17 protein-coding genes and 1 riboswitch are annotated in these 16,093 nt (G+C 69.2%); of the genes, 8 read left to right on the top strand and 9 right to left on the bottom strand.

The features are described from left to right. Positions 1 to 122 precede the first annotated feature (122 nt). From folD to hemW, 6 genes are all read right to left on the bottom strand, one after another. On the bottom strand, positions 123 to 983 hold the full coding sequence (folD, locus tag DSX2_RS03590; RefSeq protein WP_020879677.1) for a bifunctional methylenetetrahydrofolate dehydrogenase/methenyltetrahydrofolate cyclohydrolase FolD: 861 nt from the start codon (positions 981 to 983) through the stop codon (positions 123 to 125). 170 nt (positions 984 to 1,153) lie between these two features. Continuing rightward, positions 1,154 to 2,485, bottom strand: a complete 1,332-nt coding sequence (eno, locus tag DSX2_RS03585; protein ID WP_020879676.1) for a phosphopyruvate hydratase — start codon at positions 2,483 to 2,485, stop codon at positions 1,154 to 1,156. Between the two features lie 39 nt (positions 2,486 to 2,524). Further along, the gene (locus tag DSX2_RS03580; protein ID WP_020879675.1) at positions 2,525 to 3,391 is read right to left on the bottom strand and encodes a type III pantothenate kinase; all 867 of its coding nucleotides are present in this window, start codon (positions 3,389 to 3,391) and stop codon (positions 2,525 to 2,527) included. 33 nt (positions 3,392 to 3,424) lie between these two features. Further along, positions 3,425 to 3,730 carry a hypothetical protein gene (locus DSX2_RS03575; protein WP_020879674.1) on the bottom strand — a complete coding sequence of 102 codons (306 nt, stop codon included), beginning with the start codon at positions 3,728 to 3,730 and terminating at the stop codon, positions 3,425 to 3,427. Between the two features lie 245 nt (positions 3,731 to 3,975). After that, a complete protein-coding gene (locus tag DSX2_RS03570; RefSeq protein WP_020879673.1) occupies positions 3,976 to 4,959 on the bottom strand; it encodes a magnesium transporter CorA family protein in 984 nt (327 codons plus the stop codon). Positions 4,960 to 5,150: 191 nt separating this feature from the next. Continuing rightward, positions 5,151 to 6,281 (bottom strand): radical SAM family heme chaperone HemW, encoded by a 1,131-nt coding sequence (gene hemW, locus DSX2_RS03565; RefSeq protein ID WP_020879672.1) that lies wholly within the window; start codon positions 6,279 to 6,281, stop codon positions 5,151 to 5,153. 182 nt (positions 6,282 to 6,463) lie between these two features. Here hemW and DSX2_RS03560 point away from each other — a divergent pair, with 182 nt between their 5' ends. After that, positions 6,464 to 6,763: a hypothetical protein gene (locus DSX2_RS03560; RefSeq protein ID WP_020879671.1), complete on the top strand. Its 300-nt coding sequence runs from the start codon at positions 6,464 to 6,466 to the stop codon at positions 6,761 to 6,763. 399 nt (positions 6,764 to 7,162) lie between these two features. Here DSX2_RS03560 and DSX2_RS03555 read toward each other — a convergent pair whose 3' ends face one another. After that, positions 7,163 to 7,444, bottom strand: coding sequence for a hypothetical protein (locus tag DSX2_RS03555; protein WP_020879670.1), 282 nt, complete (start codon positions 7,442 to 7,444; stop codon positions 7,163 to 7,165). 492 nt (positions 7,445 to 7,936) lie between these two features. Here DSX2_RS03555 and DSX2_RS03550 point away from each other — a divergent pair, with 492 nt between their 5' ends. The 5 genes from DSX2_RS03550 (at position 7,937) to DSX2_RS03530 (ending at position 11,902) form a co-directional block, all read left to right on the top strand. Next, positions 7,937 to 8,248, top strand: coding sequence for an antibiotic biosynthesis monooxygenase (locus DSX2_RS03550; RefSeq protein ID WP_020879669.1), 312 nt, complete (start codon positions 7,937 to 7,939; stop codon positions 8,246 to 8,248). 64 nt (positions 8,249 to 8,312) lie between these two features. Next, positions 8,313 to 9,149, top strand: a complete 837-nt coding sequence (locus DSX2_RS03545) for a DMT family transporter (protein ID WP_020879668.1) — start codon at positions 8,313 to 8,315, stop codon at positions 9,147 to 9,149. A gap of 78 nt (positions 9,150 to 9,227) precedes the next feature. After that, positions 9,228 to 9,287, top strand: a riboswitch (Fluoride riboswitch). 118 nt (positions 9,288 to 9,405) lie between these two features. Next, positions 9,406 to 9,780, top strand: coding sequence for a CrcB family protein (locus tag DSX2_RS03540; protein WP_020879667.1), 375 nt, complete (start codon positions 9,406 to 9,408; stop codon positions 9,778 to 9,780). Positions 9,781 to 9,813: 33 nt separating this feature from the next. Then, the gene (locus DSX2_RS03535) at positions 9,814 to 11,058 is read left to right on the top strand and encodes a DUF190 domain-containing protein (RefSeq protein ID WP_020879666.1); all 1,245 of its coding nucleotides are present in this window, start codon (positions 9,814 to 9,816) and stop codon (positions 11,056 to 11,058) included. Positions 11,059 to 11,434: 376 nt separating this feature from the next. Then, entirely contained in the window at positions 11,435 to 11,902 is a 468-nt protein-coding gene (locus DSX2_RS03530) for a hypothetical protein (protein WP_020879665.1), read from the top strand. Positions 11,903 to 12,143: 241 nt separating this feature from the next. Here DSX2_RS03530 and DSX2_RS03525 read toward each other — a convergent pair whose 3' ends face one another. Together DSX2_RS03525 and DSX2_RS03520 are read right to left on the bottom strand one after the other, a co-directional pair. Then, entirely contained in the window at positions 12,144 to 13,328 is a 1,185-nt protein-coding gene (locus tag DSX2_RS03525; RefSeq protein ID WP_020879664.1) for a nitrate/nitrite transporter, read from the bottom strand. Positions 13,329 to 13,331: 3 nt separating this feature from the next. Continuing rightward, a complete protein-coding gene (locus tag DSX2_RS03520) occupies positions 13,332 to 14,357 on the bottom strand; it encodes a tRNA (adenine-N1)-methyltransferase (RefSeq protein WP_020879663.1) in 1,026 nt (341 codons plus the stop codon). Between the two features lie 58 nt (positions 14,358 to 14,415). On the opposite strand from DSX2_RS03520, the gene DSX2_RS03515 reads away from it, so the two are divergent. Both DSX2_RS03515 and DSX2_RS03510 read left to right on the top strand, forming a co-directional pair. Beyond that, the gene (locus DSX2_RS03515; RefSeq protein ID WP_020879662.1) at positions 14,416 to 15,354 is read left to right on the top strand and encodes a radical SAM protein; all 939 of its coding nucleotides are present in this window, start codon (positions 14,416 to 14,418) and stop codon (positions 15,352 to 15,354) included. 49 nt (positions 15,355 to 15,403) lie between these two features. Continuing rightward, positions 15,404 to 16,093 (top strand): ribonuclease E/G (locus DSX2_RS03510; protein WP_020879661.1); only part of this gene is annotated, 690 nt, incomplete at its 3' end.

Below are 16,093 nucleotides of genomic sequence, written 5' to 3'. Positions count from 1 at the left end.
CTGTGCCGCCCCTGCGGGCAGACCGGCGGACAGGTCCGCAGACAGGCCCGCGAGCAGGAAAAGGGCGGCGGTCATCGCCACCCTTAGCACGTTCGGGAGGGAAGCGCCATGCGGCCGCACGATTATTTCCCCACGTGCGCCCTGTAGGCCTGCACGGTGTTGGACATGAGCATGGCGATGGTCATGGGCCCCACGCCGCCGGGCACCGGGGTCATGGCCGCCGCCTTGTCCTTCATCCCCGCGAAGTCGCAGTCGCCGAAGAGCCCCTCGTCCGTGCGGTTCATGCCCACGTCCACGACCACGGCGCCCTCCTTGACCATGTCCGCGGTGATGAACTTCGCGCGTCCGATGGCCGCGAAGACGAAGTCCGCGCGGCGGACCTCGCCCGCCAGGTCCGCGGTGCGCGAGTGGCAGACCGTGACCGTGGCGTCGCCGTACTCGCCCGGCCGCATGAGCATCATGGCCAGCGGCTTGCCCACGATGTTCGAGCGGCCCACGACCACGGCGCGCCTGCCCCGCGTGGGCAGCCCGTAGCGGCGCAGAAGCTCGATGCAGCCCGCGGGCGTGCAGGGCATGAGGCTCGGCAGCCCGGTGGAGAGGCGGCCCACGTTCACGGGATGGAAGCCGTCCACGTCCTTTTCCGGGTCGATGAGGTCGAGGATCTTCTGGCTCGCGAGCCCCTTGGGCAGGGGCAGCTGCACCAGGATGCCGTCGATGTCCGGGTCCTCGTTCAGCTCGCGGATCAGGGCCTCGAGGTCCTCCTGGCGGATGTCCGCCGGTGGGGTCAGCTTGCGCGAGACGATGCCGGTCTCCTCGCAGGCCTTGACCTTGTTGCGCACGTATATCTGCGAGGCGGGGTCCTCGCCCACCAGGACAACGGCCAGGCCGGGCGCCCTGCCGTGCTCCGCGGCCAGCGCCGCGACCTCGCCGGCGAGCTCGGACCGGATGGCCTGAGCGGTCGCCTTGCCGTCGAGTAGAATCATGTCGCCTCCTTGATGATGCCCGAGGGCAATGCCCGCGCGTCCCCCATGCGGCGCGCCGGACGCCCCATATTTCAGGGAGAAGCGCGGAGACGTCAAGGGCGGACGGCGGAGATGAAACGAAAAAGGCCCTGTTTCCAGGGCCTTCTTCGATCATTCATGCGGCGCGCGGCCTAGTCGTGGTCGTGGCCTTCGTGGTCGTGGTCGTGCTCCTCGCCGTCGTCGTACCACTGCGAGGCCATGGACGGGCCGTAGTACAGCCCCTCGTCCTCCAGGGTCTCCTCGATGCGCAGGAGCTGGTTGTACTTGGCCAGGCGGTCGGAGCGGCACAGCGACCCGGTCTTGATCTGGCCGGAGTTCACGGCCACGGCCAGGTCGGCGATGAAGTGGTCCTCGGTCTCGCCGGAGCGGTGCGAGATGACCGTGGTGTAGGCGGCTTCCTTGGCGATCTCGATGGTGTCGAGCGTCTCGGTGACCGTGCCGATCTGGTTCAGCTTGATGAGGATCGAGTTGCAGATGCCGTTCTCGATGCCCTCGGCCAGGATCGCCGGGTTGGTCACGAAGAGGTCGTCGCCCACGAGCTGGATGTGGCCGCCCAGCTCGTCCGTGAGGTGGGCGAAGCCCTCCCAGTCGGACTCGGCCAGGCCGTCCTCGATGGAGATGATGGGGAACTCGGTGCAGAGATCCTTGTAGAAGTCGGTCAGCTCGGCGGCGGAGAAGACCTTGCCCTCGCCCTTCAGGTTGTAGCGGCCGTCCTTGAAGAACTCGGAGGCCGCGGCGTCCATGGCCAGGGAGATCTGGGCGCCCGGCTCGTAGCCCGCCTCCTCGATGGCGCGCACGATGTAGGCCAGGGCCTCGGAGTGGGACTTCAGGTTCGGCGCGAAGCCGCCCTCGTCGCCCACGGAGGTGACGTGGCCGTCCTTGGCCAGGATGCGCTTGAGCGCATGGAAGGTCTCGGCGCCCATGCGCAGGGCCTCGGCGAAGGTGTCGGCGCCCAGCGGCATGATCATGAACTCCTGGATGTCCAGGTTGTTGGGCGCGTGCATGCCGCCGTTGATGATGTTCATCATGGGCACGGGCAGGACCTTGGAGTTCACGCCGCCCAGGTAGCGGTACAGCGGCAGGCCCAGGAACTTGGCCGCGGCGCGGGCCGTGGCCATGGACACGCCGAGCATGGCGTTGGCGCCCAGGCGCGACTTGTTCTCGGTGCCGTCCAGGTCGATCATCGCGTTGTCCAGGGCGGTCTGGTTCAGGGCGTCCATGCCGATGACTTCCTCGGCGATGACGTCCATGACGTTGGCCACGGCCTGGGTCACGCCCTTGCCGTCGTAGCGGGCCTTGTCGCCGTCGCGCAGCTCCAGGGCCTCGCGCGTGCCGGTGGACGCGCCCGAGGGCACGGCGGCCACGCCGGTGTGGCCCGTCTCCAGGGTGACTTCGACCTCGACGGTGGGATTGCCGCGGGAATCAAGTATCTCCCGGGACCAGACGGAAAGGATGGCGCTCATGGCATGGCTCCTTGGTATCTTCAGGTTAATGTATGACGTTCATTCTTCACGCGGCGCGAAGGCCGGATTGTCCAGATAGGCGAGGCGCAGCCCCTCCAGCATGAGGTCGGGCCGCACCGTCCTGATGGCCGGGCAGACCTTGGCCACCACCTCCGCGAAGCCCCCGGTGGCCACCACCGTGGAGCCCGCGGGCAGGCGCGGCAGCAGCCGGGCCGTAAGCCCCTCGACCATGGCCGCGAAGCCGAAGACCAGGCCGTGGTTCAGGCTCTTGGCCGTGGAGGTGCCGAGGTCCAGCTCCTCCCCTTCCACCCGGAAGTCGGCCTGGGGCAGCTTGGCCGTGCCGCCGGAGAGCGCCTGGGCCGAGGACAGGAGCCCGGGGCAGATGAGCCCGCCCAGGTACGCCCCGGCCGTGACGCAGTCCACCGTGGTGGCCGTGCCGAAATCTATGACCACGTGGCCGGGCGCGGGATGCAGCCGCACGGCCCCGTAAGCCGCCACCAGCCGGTCCGCCCCGACCTCGGAGGGCTTCTGGTAGCGGTTCTCCAGCGGCAGGGGCACGTCCTCGGGCACGAAGAGCGCCGGGCAGCCGCAGAAGCGCCCGGCCGCGGCGCGCAGCAGCGGGTCGAGGCGCGGCACCACCGAGGAGATGACCCAGGCCGAGAGGTCGCGCGGGTCGAGCCCCGCGTGGCGGCACAGGCCGTCCACGGACAGGCCGAGCGCGTCCGCGGTGGAAAGCTGGGCCGAGGGCAGGGAATAGGCCTCTATGGCTCCGTCGGCCCCTGCCAGGCCGAACTTCACGTTCGTGTTGCCCGCGTCGATGAGCAGCAGGCTCGGGCGTTTGAGCTGGACTTCCTTGGTCACGTGCGTCTGTCTCTGTCTCGCGGTCTCGTACTGTCTCGTCGGCATGTCGGGTCCGGAACCGCGTCCCGGACCGGGCGGCTAGTAGCCCTTGCAGCGGCCCTGGCACTCCACGAAGCGGCTGTTGCACCGCGCGTCCCAGTCCACGTCGCGCTTGGACTCGTCGCACGGGCCGCAGCAGAAGAAGCCGCACTCGCCCTCAAGCAGCCGGATGGAGCCCATGTAGTCTCCGTCCTTGTTGCCGATCTCGAGCAGGAACATGCTCGGGTCCGCTTTGGGGGTGCGGTAGCAGGAGACGCCGTAGCTCGGGCAGAAGGTGCCCGCCGAAACGGGCGCGACGGGCGCGGCCGCGGCCAGCAGGACCAGGACAAGGAGCAGCTTCTTCATGGCACGTTTCCTCGCTCGCCCGCCGTGCGCGGGCGCGTTCGGGCGTGTTCGTCCGGCATTCGTCGGGGCCGCGAGGCGGCCCTCCGCCGGGCTCTCGGCTCCATCCCGGCGGCTCCCGGCCGCCGGACCGGACCCGGCTCCTCGCTCAATACAATCCCCTGCCCGCCCTGGCAAGGGAGCGCCGACTTTTGGCGCTTCCCGCCCGCCCCGTCAAGCCCTGTTCCGGGCGCAGCCGCCTTCCGGCCCTAGAGCCACTTCTTCCGCTTGAAGAAGACGTAGGGCAGGATGGCCGAGAGGACCATCAGCACGATGGCCAGCGGGTAGCCGAACTCCGAGGAGAGCTCGGGCATGTGCTTGAAGTTCATGCCGTAGATGCTGGCGATGAGCGTGGGCGGCAGGAAGACCACCGCGACCACGGAGAATATCTTTATGATGGCGTTCTGCTCGATGTTGATCATGCCCAGGGTAGCGTCGAGCAGGAAGTTGATCTTGTTGGCCACGAAGCCCGCGTGGTCGCTCAGCGACCCCACGTCGCGCGTGAGCACGAAGAGCCGGTCGCGGAAGTCCGCGCAGGTCATGTGCCCGTTGGTGGCCTGGCCCAGGAACATGCCCATGCGGCCGATGCTCACCAGCGACTCGCGGATCTTGGAGGCGTGGTCGCCCTCGATGCCGATGTCCTTGAGCGTGGCCGTGAGGTCCACGTCCTCGCGACCGTCCCCGGGCCGGGAGCGGAAGACCCGGTGCGAGAGCGCGTCCACCGCGGCAGCGGAGAGCTCCAGGAGGTCGGCCAGCCGGTCCACGATGGTCTCGAGCAGGCCGAGCAGGATGTCCGGACTCGAGTCGCAGTGCGCGCCCGCCTTGAGCAGCCGCGCCGCGTGCGCGGCAAAGGGCTTGGGCTCGGTGAAGCGCACCGTGACCAGGCACTTGCCCGCCAGGATGAAGGTGATGGCCGAGGCGTCGATGTGGTGCTGCTCCACGCGCGAGAGGATGCTCGCGGTCATGAAGCTGGCCCCGTCCTCCTGGTACAGGCGGCTCGAGACCTCGATCTCCTCCATCTCCGCCCGGCTCGGGATCTCTATGCCGAGCGCCGCGCCCACGAGCCGCTTCTCCTCCTCGGTGGGCGAGCTCATGTCCAGCCACACGGCCCCGTCCGGCAGCGCGAAGGGCTTGTCCGCCTCCACGTTCCCGGCGAGCCATCTGCCCTCCCGCTCCGCGTACATCGTGATCATGGCCGCCTCCCGTGTGCGCCCCGCGCCGGACGTGCCGCAGACGTGTCGCAAACGTGTCGTGACGTGTCGTGACGTGCCGTGACGCATCGTGTTCATAGCCTGTCCGGCGGCACGTTGCATCGCCTTTGCGTTACGAAAAAACCGCCGCGCCGCCTGCTCGCGTTCCCCTCGCGTGTCCGCTCACGTCCCCCTCACGTCCCCATGAGCCGTTCGAGGATCAGGTTCGAGACCAGCATGCCGTTGGCCGAGAGCCGCACCTGGCCCTTGCTTATGCGCACCAGGCCGTGCCGGCGCAGCGCCTGGAGGAGCGCGCCGTGCTCCTCGGAGAAGCTGCGGCCCGAGAGCTCGCGGTAGGCGGCCATGGACAGCCCCTTGCTCGTGCGCAGCGAGAGCATCACCAGCTCGCGCAGCCGCGTGGCCCGGTCCAGCTCCTCGGGGCGCGCGCCGCTCTTCCCGGCCAGCGCCTCCTCGGCCCACGCGGCCAGGCCGCGCGGGTTCTCCCAGCGCCTCCCGCCCACGGTGGACACCGCGGACGGCCCGAGCCCCAGGTAGTCCTTGCCTTCCCAGTAGCCCGTGTTGTGCCTGCTCGTGAAGCCCATGCGGGCGAAATTGGAGATTTCGTAGTGCAGGTAGCCCTGGCCCTCGAGGTAGGCCGAGCCGGTCATGAACATGCGCGACTGCTCGTTCTCGCCCGGCAGCGCCAGCTGCCCGCCCTCGAGGAGCGCGGCGAGCGGCGTGCCCGGCTCCGGCGTCAGCGAATAGCAGGAAAGGTGCTCGGGCCGGAGCTTCTCGGCCGCGACCTTGAGCTGCCTGAGCCAGGTGGCCGTGCGCTGGCCCGGCAGCCCCCAGATGAGGTCCAGCCCCACGTTGCGGAAGCCCGCGTACCGCGCCGCCTCGTACGCGGCCACGGCCTGCTCGCCCGTGTGCGGCCGCCCGAGCAGGCGCAGGTCGTCGTCCGCAAAGCTCTGCACCCCGAGGGAGAGGCGGGTGGCCCCGGCCGCGACGAGGTCCTGCAGCGTGTGCAGGTCCGCGGACTCCGGGTTGGCCTCCACCGTGAACTCGATGCCCTTGGGGACCTCGAAGTTTTTCCGCACGGCGTCCGCCACGCAGCCGAACAGCCAGGCGGGCAGCAGCGAGGGCGTGCCCCCGCCGAAGTAGACGGTCTCGAGCACCGGGCGGCCGAAGCGTTTGGACGACAGCTCCATCTCGGCCGTGAGCGCGCGCTCCCACAGCGCGAAGTCGTCGCCCTCCGGGACCTGGGAGGCGAAGGCGCAGTAGGTGCACTTGCGGCGGCAGAAGGGGACGTGGACGTAAAGCAGCATTCCGGCCCATTCTAGCCCCCCGCCCGGCGAAGGCAAGCCCCTTGGCGCGCCGCGTTACTTTTCGGCTTCGGCCGGAAAAAATTCTTGCCAAGCATCCGGCAAGGCGTCTAAGGCGGTAATGAGTGAAAAGCTGACCGCGTCGATTTTCCTCCTTGGGCAAACCACAACCAGGAGAGCGGACAATGCAGACCATCCTCATCCACCAACCCGCGAGCGTCGGCACCTTCTTCGGCTTCACCCTGGACGAGATAGCCCTCAAAGGCCCCATCCTCGCCTGGCGCCCCGAGCGCGGCGTGGTCGTGGTCTGGGAAGACTACGAAGACTTCGCCCTCTACACCCTCTGGCGCGGCTACGCGGGCACAGAGGACGAGGACTCCCCCATCTACGCCTTCGCGGACACCACCCCGGCCAAGGGCATCACCCTGGCCGAGATGTCCTCGGCGGCGACCGACTGGCTCGACAACTGGCTGGACGGCCTCTAGGCCGGAAAGCGTCCCTGCCCCGGCGACAAGCCGCCGCCTCATCCTCCCCCTGCCCGCGCCGTGTGGCGCGGCGCGGCAGGGGGCCGGAGGGCGTGCGCGCGTGACGAAATGCGGGGAAGAGGGAGAACGGGGCCTTTTGGAACCAGTGTGTCTTCCCGTGTGCGAGTGATGCCTGCCCGTTGCCGTTTCAGGATGTCGGGGTTCCTTCCTCCCGCCACGGTCTCTATACGGGGCTGACAAGAAGGACCAATGAGTTCCGCCGAGCACCTTGCGGCATCCCGAGAGTTGGAAGGTACAGCTCCTAGTTCCTCCATCAGCAATAAAGGGAACCGGAAGAAGCGCTCCCGGCACTAAACCGGGAGCGCTTCACGGAGAGAAGGCTCGAGGACGATGGACGGCTTAGGCGACGTCGTAAACGCGCACCTCCGGCTCGGCATCGAGGTAGGGGGCAAGGGCCTTCACTACACCCTGATTGAACAGTTCGCTTTTGAGGTAGGCCTGAGCGTCGGCAACACCGGCGAAACCATGCAGTACCTGGACGTCTTCGTCGCGAATGAGCAGTTCCTTGGACTGCGCGCCCTTGATCTCCTTCAGGAACCTTTCTTTGTAGTCGCGATAAACCTTTGCGGCAGACGGGCGGTTGCTCTCGGACACCTTGAGAGTGATTTCAAGATACGCCATTATCGTTCTCCTTGTTTTGGAAGTTAACCAATCCCGCAAAAGTGCGGATGATAAAAATCTAGCATGCCGTCTGTTCGAGGGAAATTTTCTTTTTGCAGATTGCAGATAGAAATCGACCATTAAAACCGGCGGCCCTGACTGATTCCATTCCAAGATACGATTGATACGAGTCGTGAATGAATCGACCAGTGATCAGATCGATGAAACCGTAATGAATAGAAAATTTTCTCAAATGAATGAGGTTTCAAATAATGATTTCGCTAAATTCGGCTTCCGTACTTCATCTACGGAAGGTGGAAGCTCGGGATGTTCCTTTTGGGCAAAGATCCCCTCTCCCCTCCCCCCTCATCCTCCAAAACTTTTCGGCGCGTTTCGCGGGGATGGCCGAGAGCCGGGAGACGGCAGCCCCATTTTCCCAAGTAGAGAGAATTGTTGCGCGTGTCCGCGAGAAGCCTGTATCCTGGGGAAAATGCGGCCGAAAAGGAGACGCGCATGTCGCACGTGACCCTGATCAATCCCTTCGAGGTGCCCGAGGGGCAGGAGGGCGAGTTCCTGGCGTTCTGGGAGAAGGCCGCGGCCTACTTGCGCCGCCAGCCGGGATTTCTCTCCACCAGGCTGCACCGGGCCGTGGCGCACGGCGCGCGCTTCGGCTTCGTCAACATGACCGAGTGGGAGTCGGCCGACCATTTCCAGAAGGCGGTGGCGGCCGAGGATTTCATGACCCTCGTCGGCCCCTACATGGACGTCTTCCCCCACTACCCCGCCCTCTACCACGTCGCCCGGGGCTACCCTGAAGAGGACTGACGGGCCGCGCCCAGCGGAAAGGGCCACGCGCGCGGGCAGGCTCGCCGCCCTCACGGCCCTGACCATGCTCGCCTTCGCGGCCAACTCGCTGCTCTGCCGCGAGGCCCTGCGCGCCGCGCACTGCGACGCCGCGAGCTTCACCGCCGTGCGCATCGCCTCCGCGGCCCTGGCGCTGTGGCTGGTGCTGAAGCTCCGTGGCGCCCGCGCCGACGGCCCGGCCGCGACGCCCGCGCGGCGCCGCGGCAGCCGGCCCGCGGCCTGCGCGCTGTTCGTCTACGCCGCGGGCTTCTCCTTCGCCTACCTCGCCCTGCCCGCCTCGGTCGGCGCCCTGCTGCTCTTCGCCGCGGTGCAGGCCACCATGGTCGGCTACGGCCTGCTGCACGGCGAACGGCTCGCCGCCCGCCAGGCCCTGGGTCTGGCCCTGGCCTTCGCCGGGCTCGTCTGCCTCCTCCTGCCCGGGCTCGAGGCGCCGCCCCTGGCCGGGGCCATGCTCATGCTCGCCGCGGGCGCGGCCTGGGGCGTCTACTCGCTCCTCGGCCGGGGCCGCGGCGATCCCGCGGCCGACACCGCGGGCAACTTCATCCGCGCCCTGCCCCCGGCCGCCGCCCTGCTCGCCGTCATGGCCGCAGCCACGCCGCGCGTGGCCATGGACCCGGCCGGGCTCGTCCTGGCCGTGGCCTCGGGCGCCCTGGCCTCGGGGCTCGGCTACGCCCTGTGGTACGCCGTGCTGCCCCATCTCTCCGCCACCCGGGCCGCGGCGGTGCAGCTCTCCGTGCCGGTCATCGCCGCGGCGGGCGGCGCGCTCCTCCTGGGCGAGGCCGTCACCCTGCGCCTCGCCCTCTCCTCGGCCGCCGTGCTCGGCGGCATCGCCCTGGCCGTGCTCGGGCCGCGCCGCGCCTGAGCGCACAAGCCTCTGGACGCGGGCCCGGGCAAGGACTATAGGATGACGATAAAAGGGCGCAGGGACGATGACCGTTCCGGCCGCCACGGGGATGGAGTCCCCCGAGAACCGCACCATGCTGATGACTCCTGCCGGACGACAATGCGGCAGGACTGTATCCGAAGACGACCACGCCGCAGGGCGTGGTTTTTTGTTGGTTCGTCGCGGTGAGACGCGGCCCATGCGGACGGGACGCGCCCAAGGAGGACAGCGCACAGTGAAGAAGATCGTCGCCATAGCCCTGGGCGGGGCGGCCGGGGCCCTGGCCCGCGCCTGGCTCTCCGGGGCCGCGCATGCCGTCATGGGCCACGCCTTCCCCTGGGGCACCGCGAGCGTGAACATCCTGGGCTCGTTCCTCTTCGGCCTCGTCTGGGTCCTGAGCGACGAGCGCATGGTCATCCCGCCCCAGATCCGCGCCGCCGCCCTGGTGGGCTTCATGGGCGCCTTCACCACCTTCTCCACCTTCATCTACGAATCCTCGGCCCTCATCACCCACGCGCAGCTGCTCACGCTCGGCGCGAACATCGTGGGCCAGATCGTGGTCGGCCTCGCCGCCCTGCGGATCGGCATGGCCCTGGGCAGGATCCTCTAACGGCCGGAAGCGGCCCACACAGGAAGAACCGGCATGATCGACATCGAAATCCTTCGCATCTTCCTCGGGGAGACCGCCCGGCACGAGGGACGCCCGGCCTACGAGGCCGTGGTCGAGGAGGCCCGCTCTCGCGGCCTGGCCGGGGCCACGGTCCTGCGCGGCGTCGCGGGCTTCGGCGCCGACAGCCGCATCCACACCGACTCCATCCTCCGCCTCTCCGAGGACCTGCCCGTGGTCGTGGAGATCGTGGACGTGCCGGAGCGCATCCAGGCCTTCCTGCCGCGCCTGGAGGCCCTCCTCCCCGAGGGCCTGGTCAGCCTCTCCAAGGGCAAGGGCGCCTTCCACCTGCCCCTGCGCGTGCGCGACGTGATGAGCGCGAAGCCCGTCACCGTCTCCCCGGCCGCGCCCGTGGCGGACGTGGTGCGCCTGCTGCTCGAGCGCGGCGTCAAGGCCGTGCCGGTCGTGGACAAGGGGCGGCCCGTGGGCATGGTCACCGGCGGCGACCTGCTGAACCGCTCCTCCATGGGGCTGCGCCTGGACATCCACGACCGCCTGCCCAAGGACATGCAGGACGAGCTGCTGCGGGGCCTTTCGGCCACGGGCCTTGCCGCGCGCGACGTCATGACCTCCCCGCCCGTGAGCGTGAACCTTTGCGCCACCGTGCCCGAGGCCGCACAGATGATGGCCGACAGGCGGCTCAAGCGCCTCGTGGTCGTGGACGACGCGGGCGACCTGGCGGGCGTGATCAGCCGCTCGGACGTGCTGCGCACCTACTCCCGCGCCGCCACCCTGCCCACGGCCCTGCCCTGCCTGCCCCCGGCCCTGGCCCGCGCCGCGGCCGACGCCATGTTCCGCGACGTGCCCGCCTGCCGCCCGGACACGCCCCTGCGCCAGGTGCTCGAGATGATCCTGCAAAATCCCCTGCGCCGCGTCGTGGTCACGGACGAGGACCAAACCATCCTGGGCATCGTGCTCGACGGCGACCTCATCGCCCGCTACGCGCGCGAAAAGCACCCCGGGCTGCTGCACAGCCTCGCCCGCCTGCTCTCCGGCGGCGGCGCCCCGGGCAGCGAATGGCGCGGCACGGCCGCGGACGTCATGCACGAGGACGTGATCACCGTGCAGGAGACCACCCCCCTGCCCGAAGTGCTGCGCATCATGCTCCACAACCACGTCCGCCGCCTCGTGGTCAGCGACGACGCGGGCCGCCTCAAGGGCATCGCCGACCGCGACACCATCCTGCGCCTCCTCGGCGGCCGGGAGTGCCCGCTGGGTTGAGAGGAGAGAGAGGAATAAGAAGCGGGGAAGGGGGAGAAGGCCCCTTTTGAAAAAGGGTCCAGGCCGCTGAAAAAGCGCCCTCTGCCGCGTTGCCGCGAAAAGCTCAAACCCTCACGTATACCCAATACGCTTCGGGCTTGAGCTTTTCTTGCGCCTTGCATCTGACGCTTTTTGAACGGCCTGGGGATCGCGCCCCGCACCCCATCCCCCACATCCCCCAAAACTTTTTGGCGCGCTTCGCGGGGCGGGGCGGGCGCAGGAGCGCGATCGCTTGCGCATCGCCCGGCCCGCACTTTGAACTCCGCGCCGCGTCGTGGCATCATGTCCGGCAGCTACGTGAACGCCTGACCTCAATCAGTCTCGAGGAGACGCCTCCATGACCAAGCCCTTCGTCTCGATCCCAGCGCAGCCCCTCATCCAGTCCCGCATGCACCCGCAGGGCCGGGGGCTGCTGCTCGTCCTTTTCGCGGCCGTGCTCTGCCTCGCCCTGCCCGCCGGGGCAGGCGCGGCCAGGACGCCCGCCCGCCCCGGCAACGGCGCGTTCAGGGGCCGCTGGTCCGGAGCTTCCGGCCACGGCGAGGCCGCGTTCCTCACCCTCATCAACTCGGACCGCACCTTCCGCTTCACCGGCCAGGACAGCTGCTCCATCGAGCTCAAGGAGCCGAGCGTCTCCACGGACACCGAGCTCGCGACCGTCGTGGACACGGTCTCGGGAGGCGACTGCGCGGCCATGTGGTCCGGCCGCATCCACCTCTCCAAGACCGGCGACGACACGCTCACCTTCACCCTGCGCAAATCGGACGGCGCGCTCTGGGACCAGGGCACGCTGCAGCGGGTCAAGTAAGAGAGCCGCCGGGCGCCACACGGGAAATCGAGGACACCTCCGTCCTCCGCCTTCCACGCCCAGATTCCTTCTCTTCCATTCACCGGTCGTGCCGCGTGCGAAGCGGGTCGAGGGGTCACCCCTCGCGCGGGGTGGGTCCAGGGCGGGGGTGCGCAGCCCCCGCCCTGGCGGGAGGGTGCAGGGAGGGCGGCGCCCTCCCTGCCCGCCGGAGGCGTCCTCCGTCCTCCGTCCGTGCCCGGGCCTAGCCCGGCCGGGGCAGGCGGCGGGCCAGGGGGATGGCGGCGAGGAGGCAGGCGCCGAGGCCGAGGAAGCCGAGGGAGAAGGTGGCGTGGTCGCCGAGCCAGCCCATGGCCACGGGGATGAGGCCGCTGCCCACGGCGGCGCCCACGGGGGTGACGCCGGACAGGGCGACGCTTCTGGTGCGCCAGTCGAAGATCTGGGAGATGGCGGTGAAGCCCGCGGGGAAGAAGCCGACGGCCACGATGGGCTGCAGCAGCACCATGAGCACGAGGGCGCGGCCGGTGAAGAGGCCGATGCCCGCGGTGGTGAGCCCGGACAGGAGCAGGACGCCGAGGATGGTGCGGCGCGGTCCGAAGCGGTCGGTGAGCTTGCCCGCGGCGTAGGCCGCGAAGACGCCGGAGAGGCGCGAGAGGGAGAGCAGCGTGTTGGCGTCGGCGCGGGAGTAGCCGTGCTCGTGCACCAGGGCCAGGGGCAGCATGTTGTACGGGCCGATGGTGGTGCCCACGGCCAGGCCGAAGAGCGCGGCCATGATCCAGAAGGCCGGGGTGCGCAGGACTTCCTTCAGGAGCGCCGGGTTGGGCGTGGTTCCGGCCAGGCCCCGGCCGGGCCCGCGCAGGGCGAAGAGCACGGCGGCGAGCAGCAGCATCGAGCCGAGCCCCATGTAGGCCTCGCGCCAGCCGGACAGGGCCAGGGCGGCCTCCGCGGCCAGGGGGGCGAGAATGAAGCCGGAGTTGGGCGCGGCCTCGTGGGTGCCGATGGCCGAGCCCCAGTCCTCGCGGCGCACGACGTGGGTGATGATGCTGATGGCCGAGGGCATGTAGAGCCCGGCGCCGAGCCCCACGCCGAAGAGTCCGGCCATGAAGCGCGGCAGGGCGTGGGCTCCGGCCGCGGTGAAGGAGCCCGTCGCGCCCAGGAGCAGGGCCGCGACCACGGTTGCGCGGTGGCCGAGGGGGCCGGAGACGAAGCCGTTGCCGAGCATGGTCAGCATGGCGCCCAGGCCGATCATGAGCACGCAGGCCCCGGCCTCGGTGTGCGAGGCGTGGAGCGCGGCCTCGATGGGCACCATGAGCGGCCCGACCACGACGCGGGCGAGGAAGAGCGAGAAGAAGCAGAAGGTGGTCAGGAGCAGGGCGGGCAGCGCGGCCCTGTATGCCGCGCCGCCGCCCTGGGGATGCTCCACGGCCACGGGCTATTCCCCGTCGAGGTCTTGCGCGCCGTCGCGCACGCCGTTCGGCGCGTCGCCGACGTCAGTTCCCATGTCGGGGCCGGTGTCGGGGCCGAACTCGTCCGGATCGCTCAGGGGCGCGCAGCCCCCGGCCTCGCGCATGGCCTCGCGGGCGGAGTCCCTGGCAGATTCGCGGGCCGAGGCCCGGGCCGAGGCGGCACGGAAGTCGCCCACCGGGATCTCGTGCACGGACTTGCGGACCGGCTCCGGATCGAAGGGCGGCACGGCCGCGCGGCAGAAGACGAGGAAGCCCGTGTGGGCGATCATGCGGTCCGCGGGACGCAGGCGGTCGGGCACGGGCTTGTAGCGGCGAACGAGGATCTCCGCGATCTCCACGTCCATGAAGGGTCCGGCCTGCAGCCCCCGCACCAGGTCGCTGACCTGGTTGACCGTGGGCAGGAGGAAGCCGAGCGGCGCGCCGGGTTTGACGGCCCCCGCGGCCAGCTCGAGGTATTCCCAGGGCTCGCGCACGTCCAGGAACAGGGCGTCGGCGTTCGCGGACTCCTCGGCGAAGCCGTCCGCGATGTCGCGGTCGTACTGCTGCACGCGGCCGTCGTCCAGCCCGGCCCAGGCGAGGTTGCGGCCGCAGAGCTTGCGGAACTCCTCGCGGCGCTCGTGGGTGTAGACCTTGCCGGTGGGCCCCACGTACCAGGCCAGGGCCAGGGTCATGGAGCCGGAGCCGGAGCCCGCCTCGATGACGCGCGCGCCCGGGCCGATGGACAGCCGCATGCAGATGTACCCGATGTCCTTGGGGTAGATGATCTGCGTCTGGCGCTTGAGATTCTTGCACATGTCGTGCAACGTGGGCTTGAGCACGAGGTAATCGCGGCCCAGGTGGGTTGTGGCGTAGCCGCCGAACCCGGCCTCCTGCACGCTGGACATGTCCAGCCTGCCGTCGCCGGTGTGCAGCGGTTCGCGCAGAGTGAGGCGGCGCATGTAGCGCTTGCCCTTGGGGCTGACGAGCAGTACCAGTTCACCTTCTGAAATCATTTCTCCTCCGAACCGGACTTCATCGCCCGGCGCACGGGGGGCTGTCAAGGTGCGTCGCATGATATACTCCACGGTCTTCGGCCCGGTCCGTTCCGGGCGTCTGGGCATCTCCCTGGGGCTCGACCTGCTCGGCGCCCCCATCTGCTCCATGGACTGCCTCTACTGCGAGGTGGGCCCCACGCGCACCCTGACGCGCCAGCGCCGCGCCTACGTGCCCGCCGCGCGCGTGCTGGGCGAGCTGGCCGCCTGGAAGCGCGACAACCCCGCGCCCGAGGTGATCACCCTCGGGGGCTTGGGCGAGCCGTGCCTGAACAGCGAGATGGCCGAGATCCTGGCCGGGGCGCGGGCGCTGTTCCCGAACCTGCCCCTGGCCGTGCTGACCAACTCCACGGCCCTGGCCGACCCCGAGGTGCGGCGCGAGCTTTCGGGCGCGGACGTCGTGCTGCCCTCGCTCGACTCCCTGGTGGAGAGCGAGTTTTCGGCCGTGAACCGCCCGGCCTCGGGCATCACGGCCGCCGGGGTGGCCGAGTCCATCCTGGCGCTGCGCGCAGGCTTCTCCGGCCGCATCTGCCTGGAGGTGCTGCTCTGCGCCGGGGTGAACGACTCCGCGGAGAACCTGGCCCTGCTCACGGACTACGTGGCCAGGCTGCGCCCCGAGCGCACGGACGTGGTCACCCTCTCGCGGCCCGGGGCGCATCCCGGCGCCCGCGCGGCGGGCGACGCGACGCTCGCCCGCTTCCGCGAGGCCCTGGGGGCCGGGGAGCCCGAGCGCGTGGACCGGCAGGCCGAGGCGGGCCGGACCCCATTGACGGAGAACGAGTTTCGGGAAATAGTGAGCAATTCCCTCAGGCGTCGCCCGCAGACGCCGGGGCAGATTTCCGACGCGATGGGCGTCCCGGAAGAGCGCGTGCGCACGCTGCTCCAGCAGATGGAGCAGTCGGGCGCAGTTACCTGCAACAACGGATTCTACGCGCTGACCGGCATATTTACGGCATGAAACGGTTCCGGCCGCGGGGCCGGACGCTACTTTTTCTTACGAGGGTTCAATGGCTACCGAGGGCAACAAGTCCCGGCGGAAGATGTTTCTTTCCGTCCTGCCGGGCGAAATGGTCGAGCTTGTCCTTTCCGAAGAGGGCAAGGTGCAGGAATACTACGTCGAGATGCTGCACCAGGCCAAGATGAAGGGCAACATCTACAAAGGCTACATCCACAACATAGACTCCTCCCTGCAGGCCGCGTTCATCAACTTCGGCGCGGAGAAGAACGGCTTCCTGCAGATCGACGAGGTCCACCCCGAATACTACCAGGGCTCGGCGCAGATCCCGAAGGGCCAGCGCTTCCCGCTGATCCAGGACGTGCTGAAGCCCGGGCAGGAGATGCTCGTGCAGGTGGTCAAGGAGCCGACCGGCTCCAAGGGCGCCTTCCTGACCACCTTCCTCTCCCTGGCCGGACGCTACTTCGTGCTCACCCCGGGCCGCGAGCAGCTCGGCGTGTCCCGCAAGATCGAGGACGAGGAGGAGCGCGCGCGCCTGAAGGAGATGGTCGAGAAGCTCTCGCCCGGCGAGGGGCTCGGCCTCATCGTGCGCACCGTGAGCATCGACCAGACCCAGGACGGGCTGAAGAAGGACATCAACTTCTTAAAGCGCGTCTGGAAGGACGTGCGCAAGAAGGCCATGTCCGAGAAGACGCCCTCGCTCATCTACCGCGACCTGGACCTGCCCGCGCGCGCCGTGCGC

Source organism: Desulfovibrio sp. X2 (assembly GCF_000422205.1).
GTDB lineage: Bacteria > Desulfobacterota > Desulfovibrionia > Desulfovibrionales > Desulfovibrionaceae > Alkalidesulfovibrio.
This window is presented reverse-complemented; position numbering and strand designations above follow the sequence as displayed.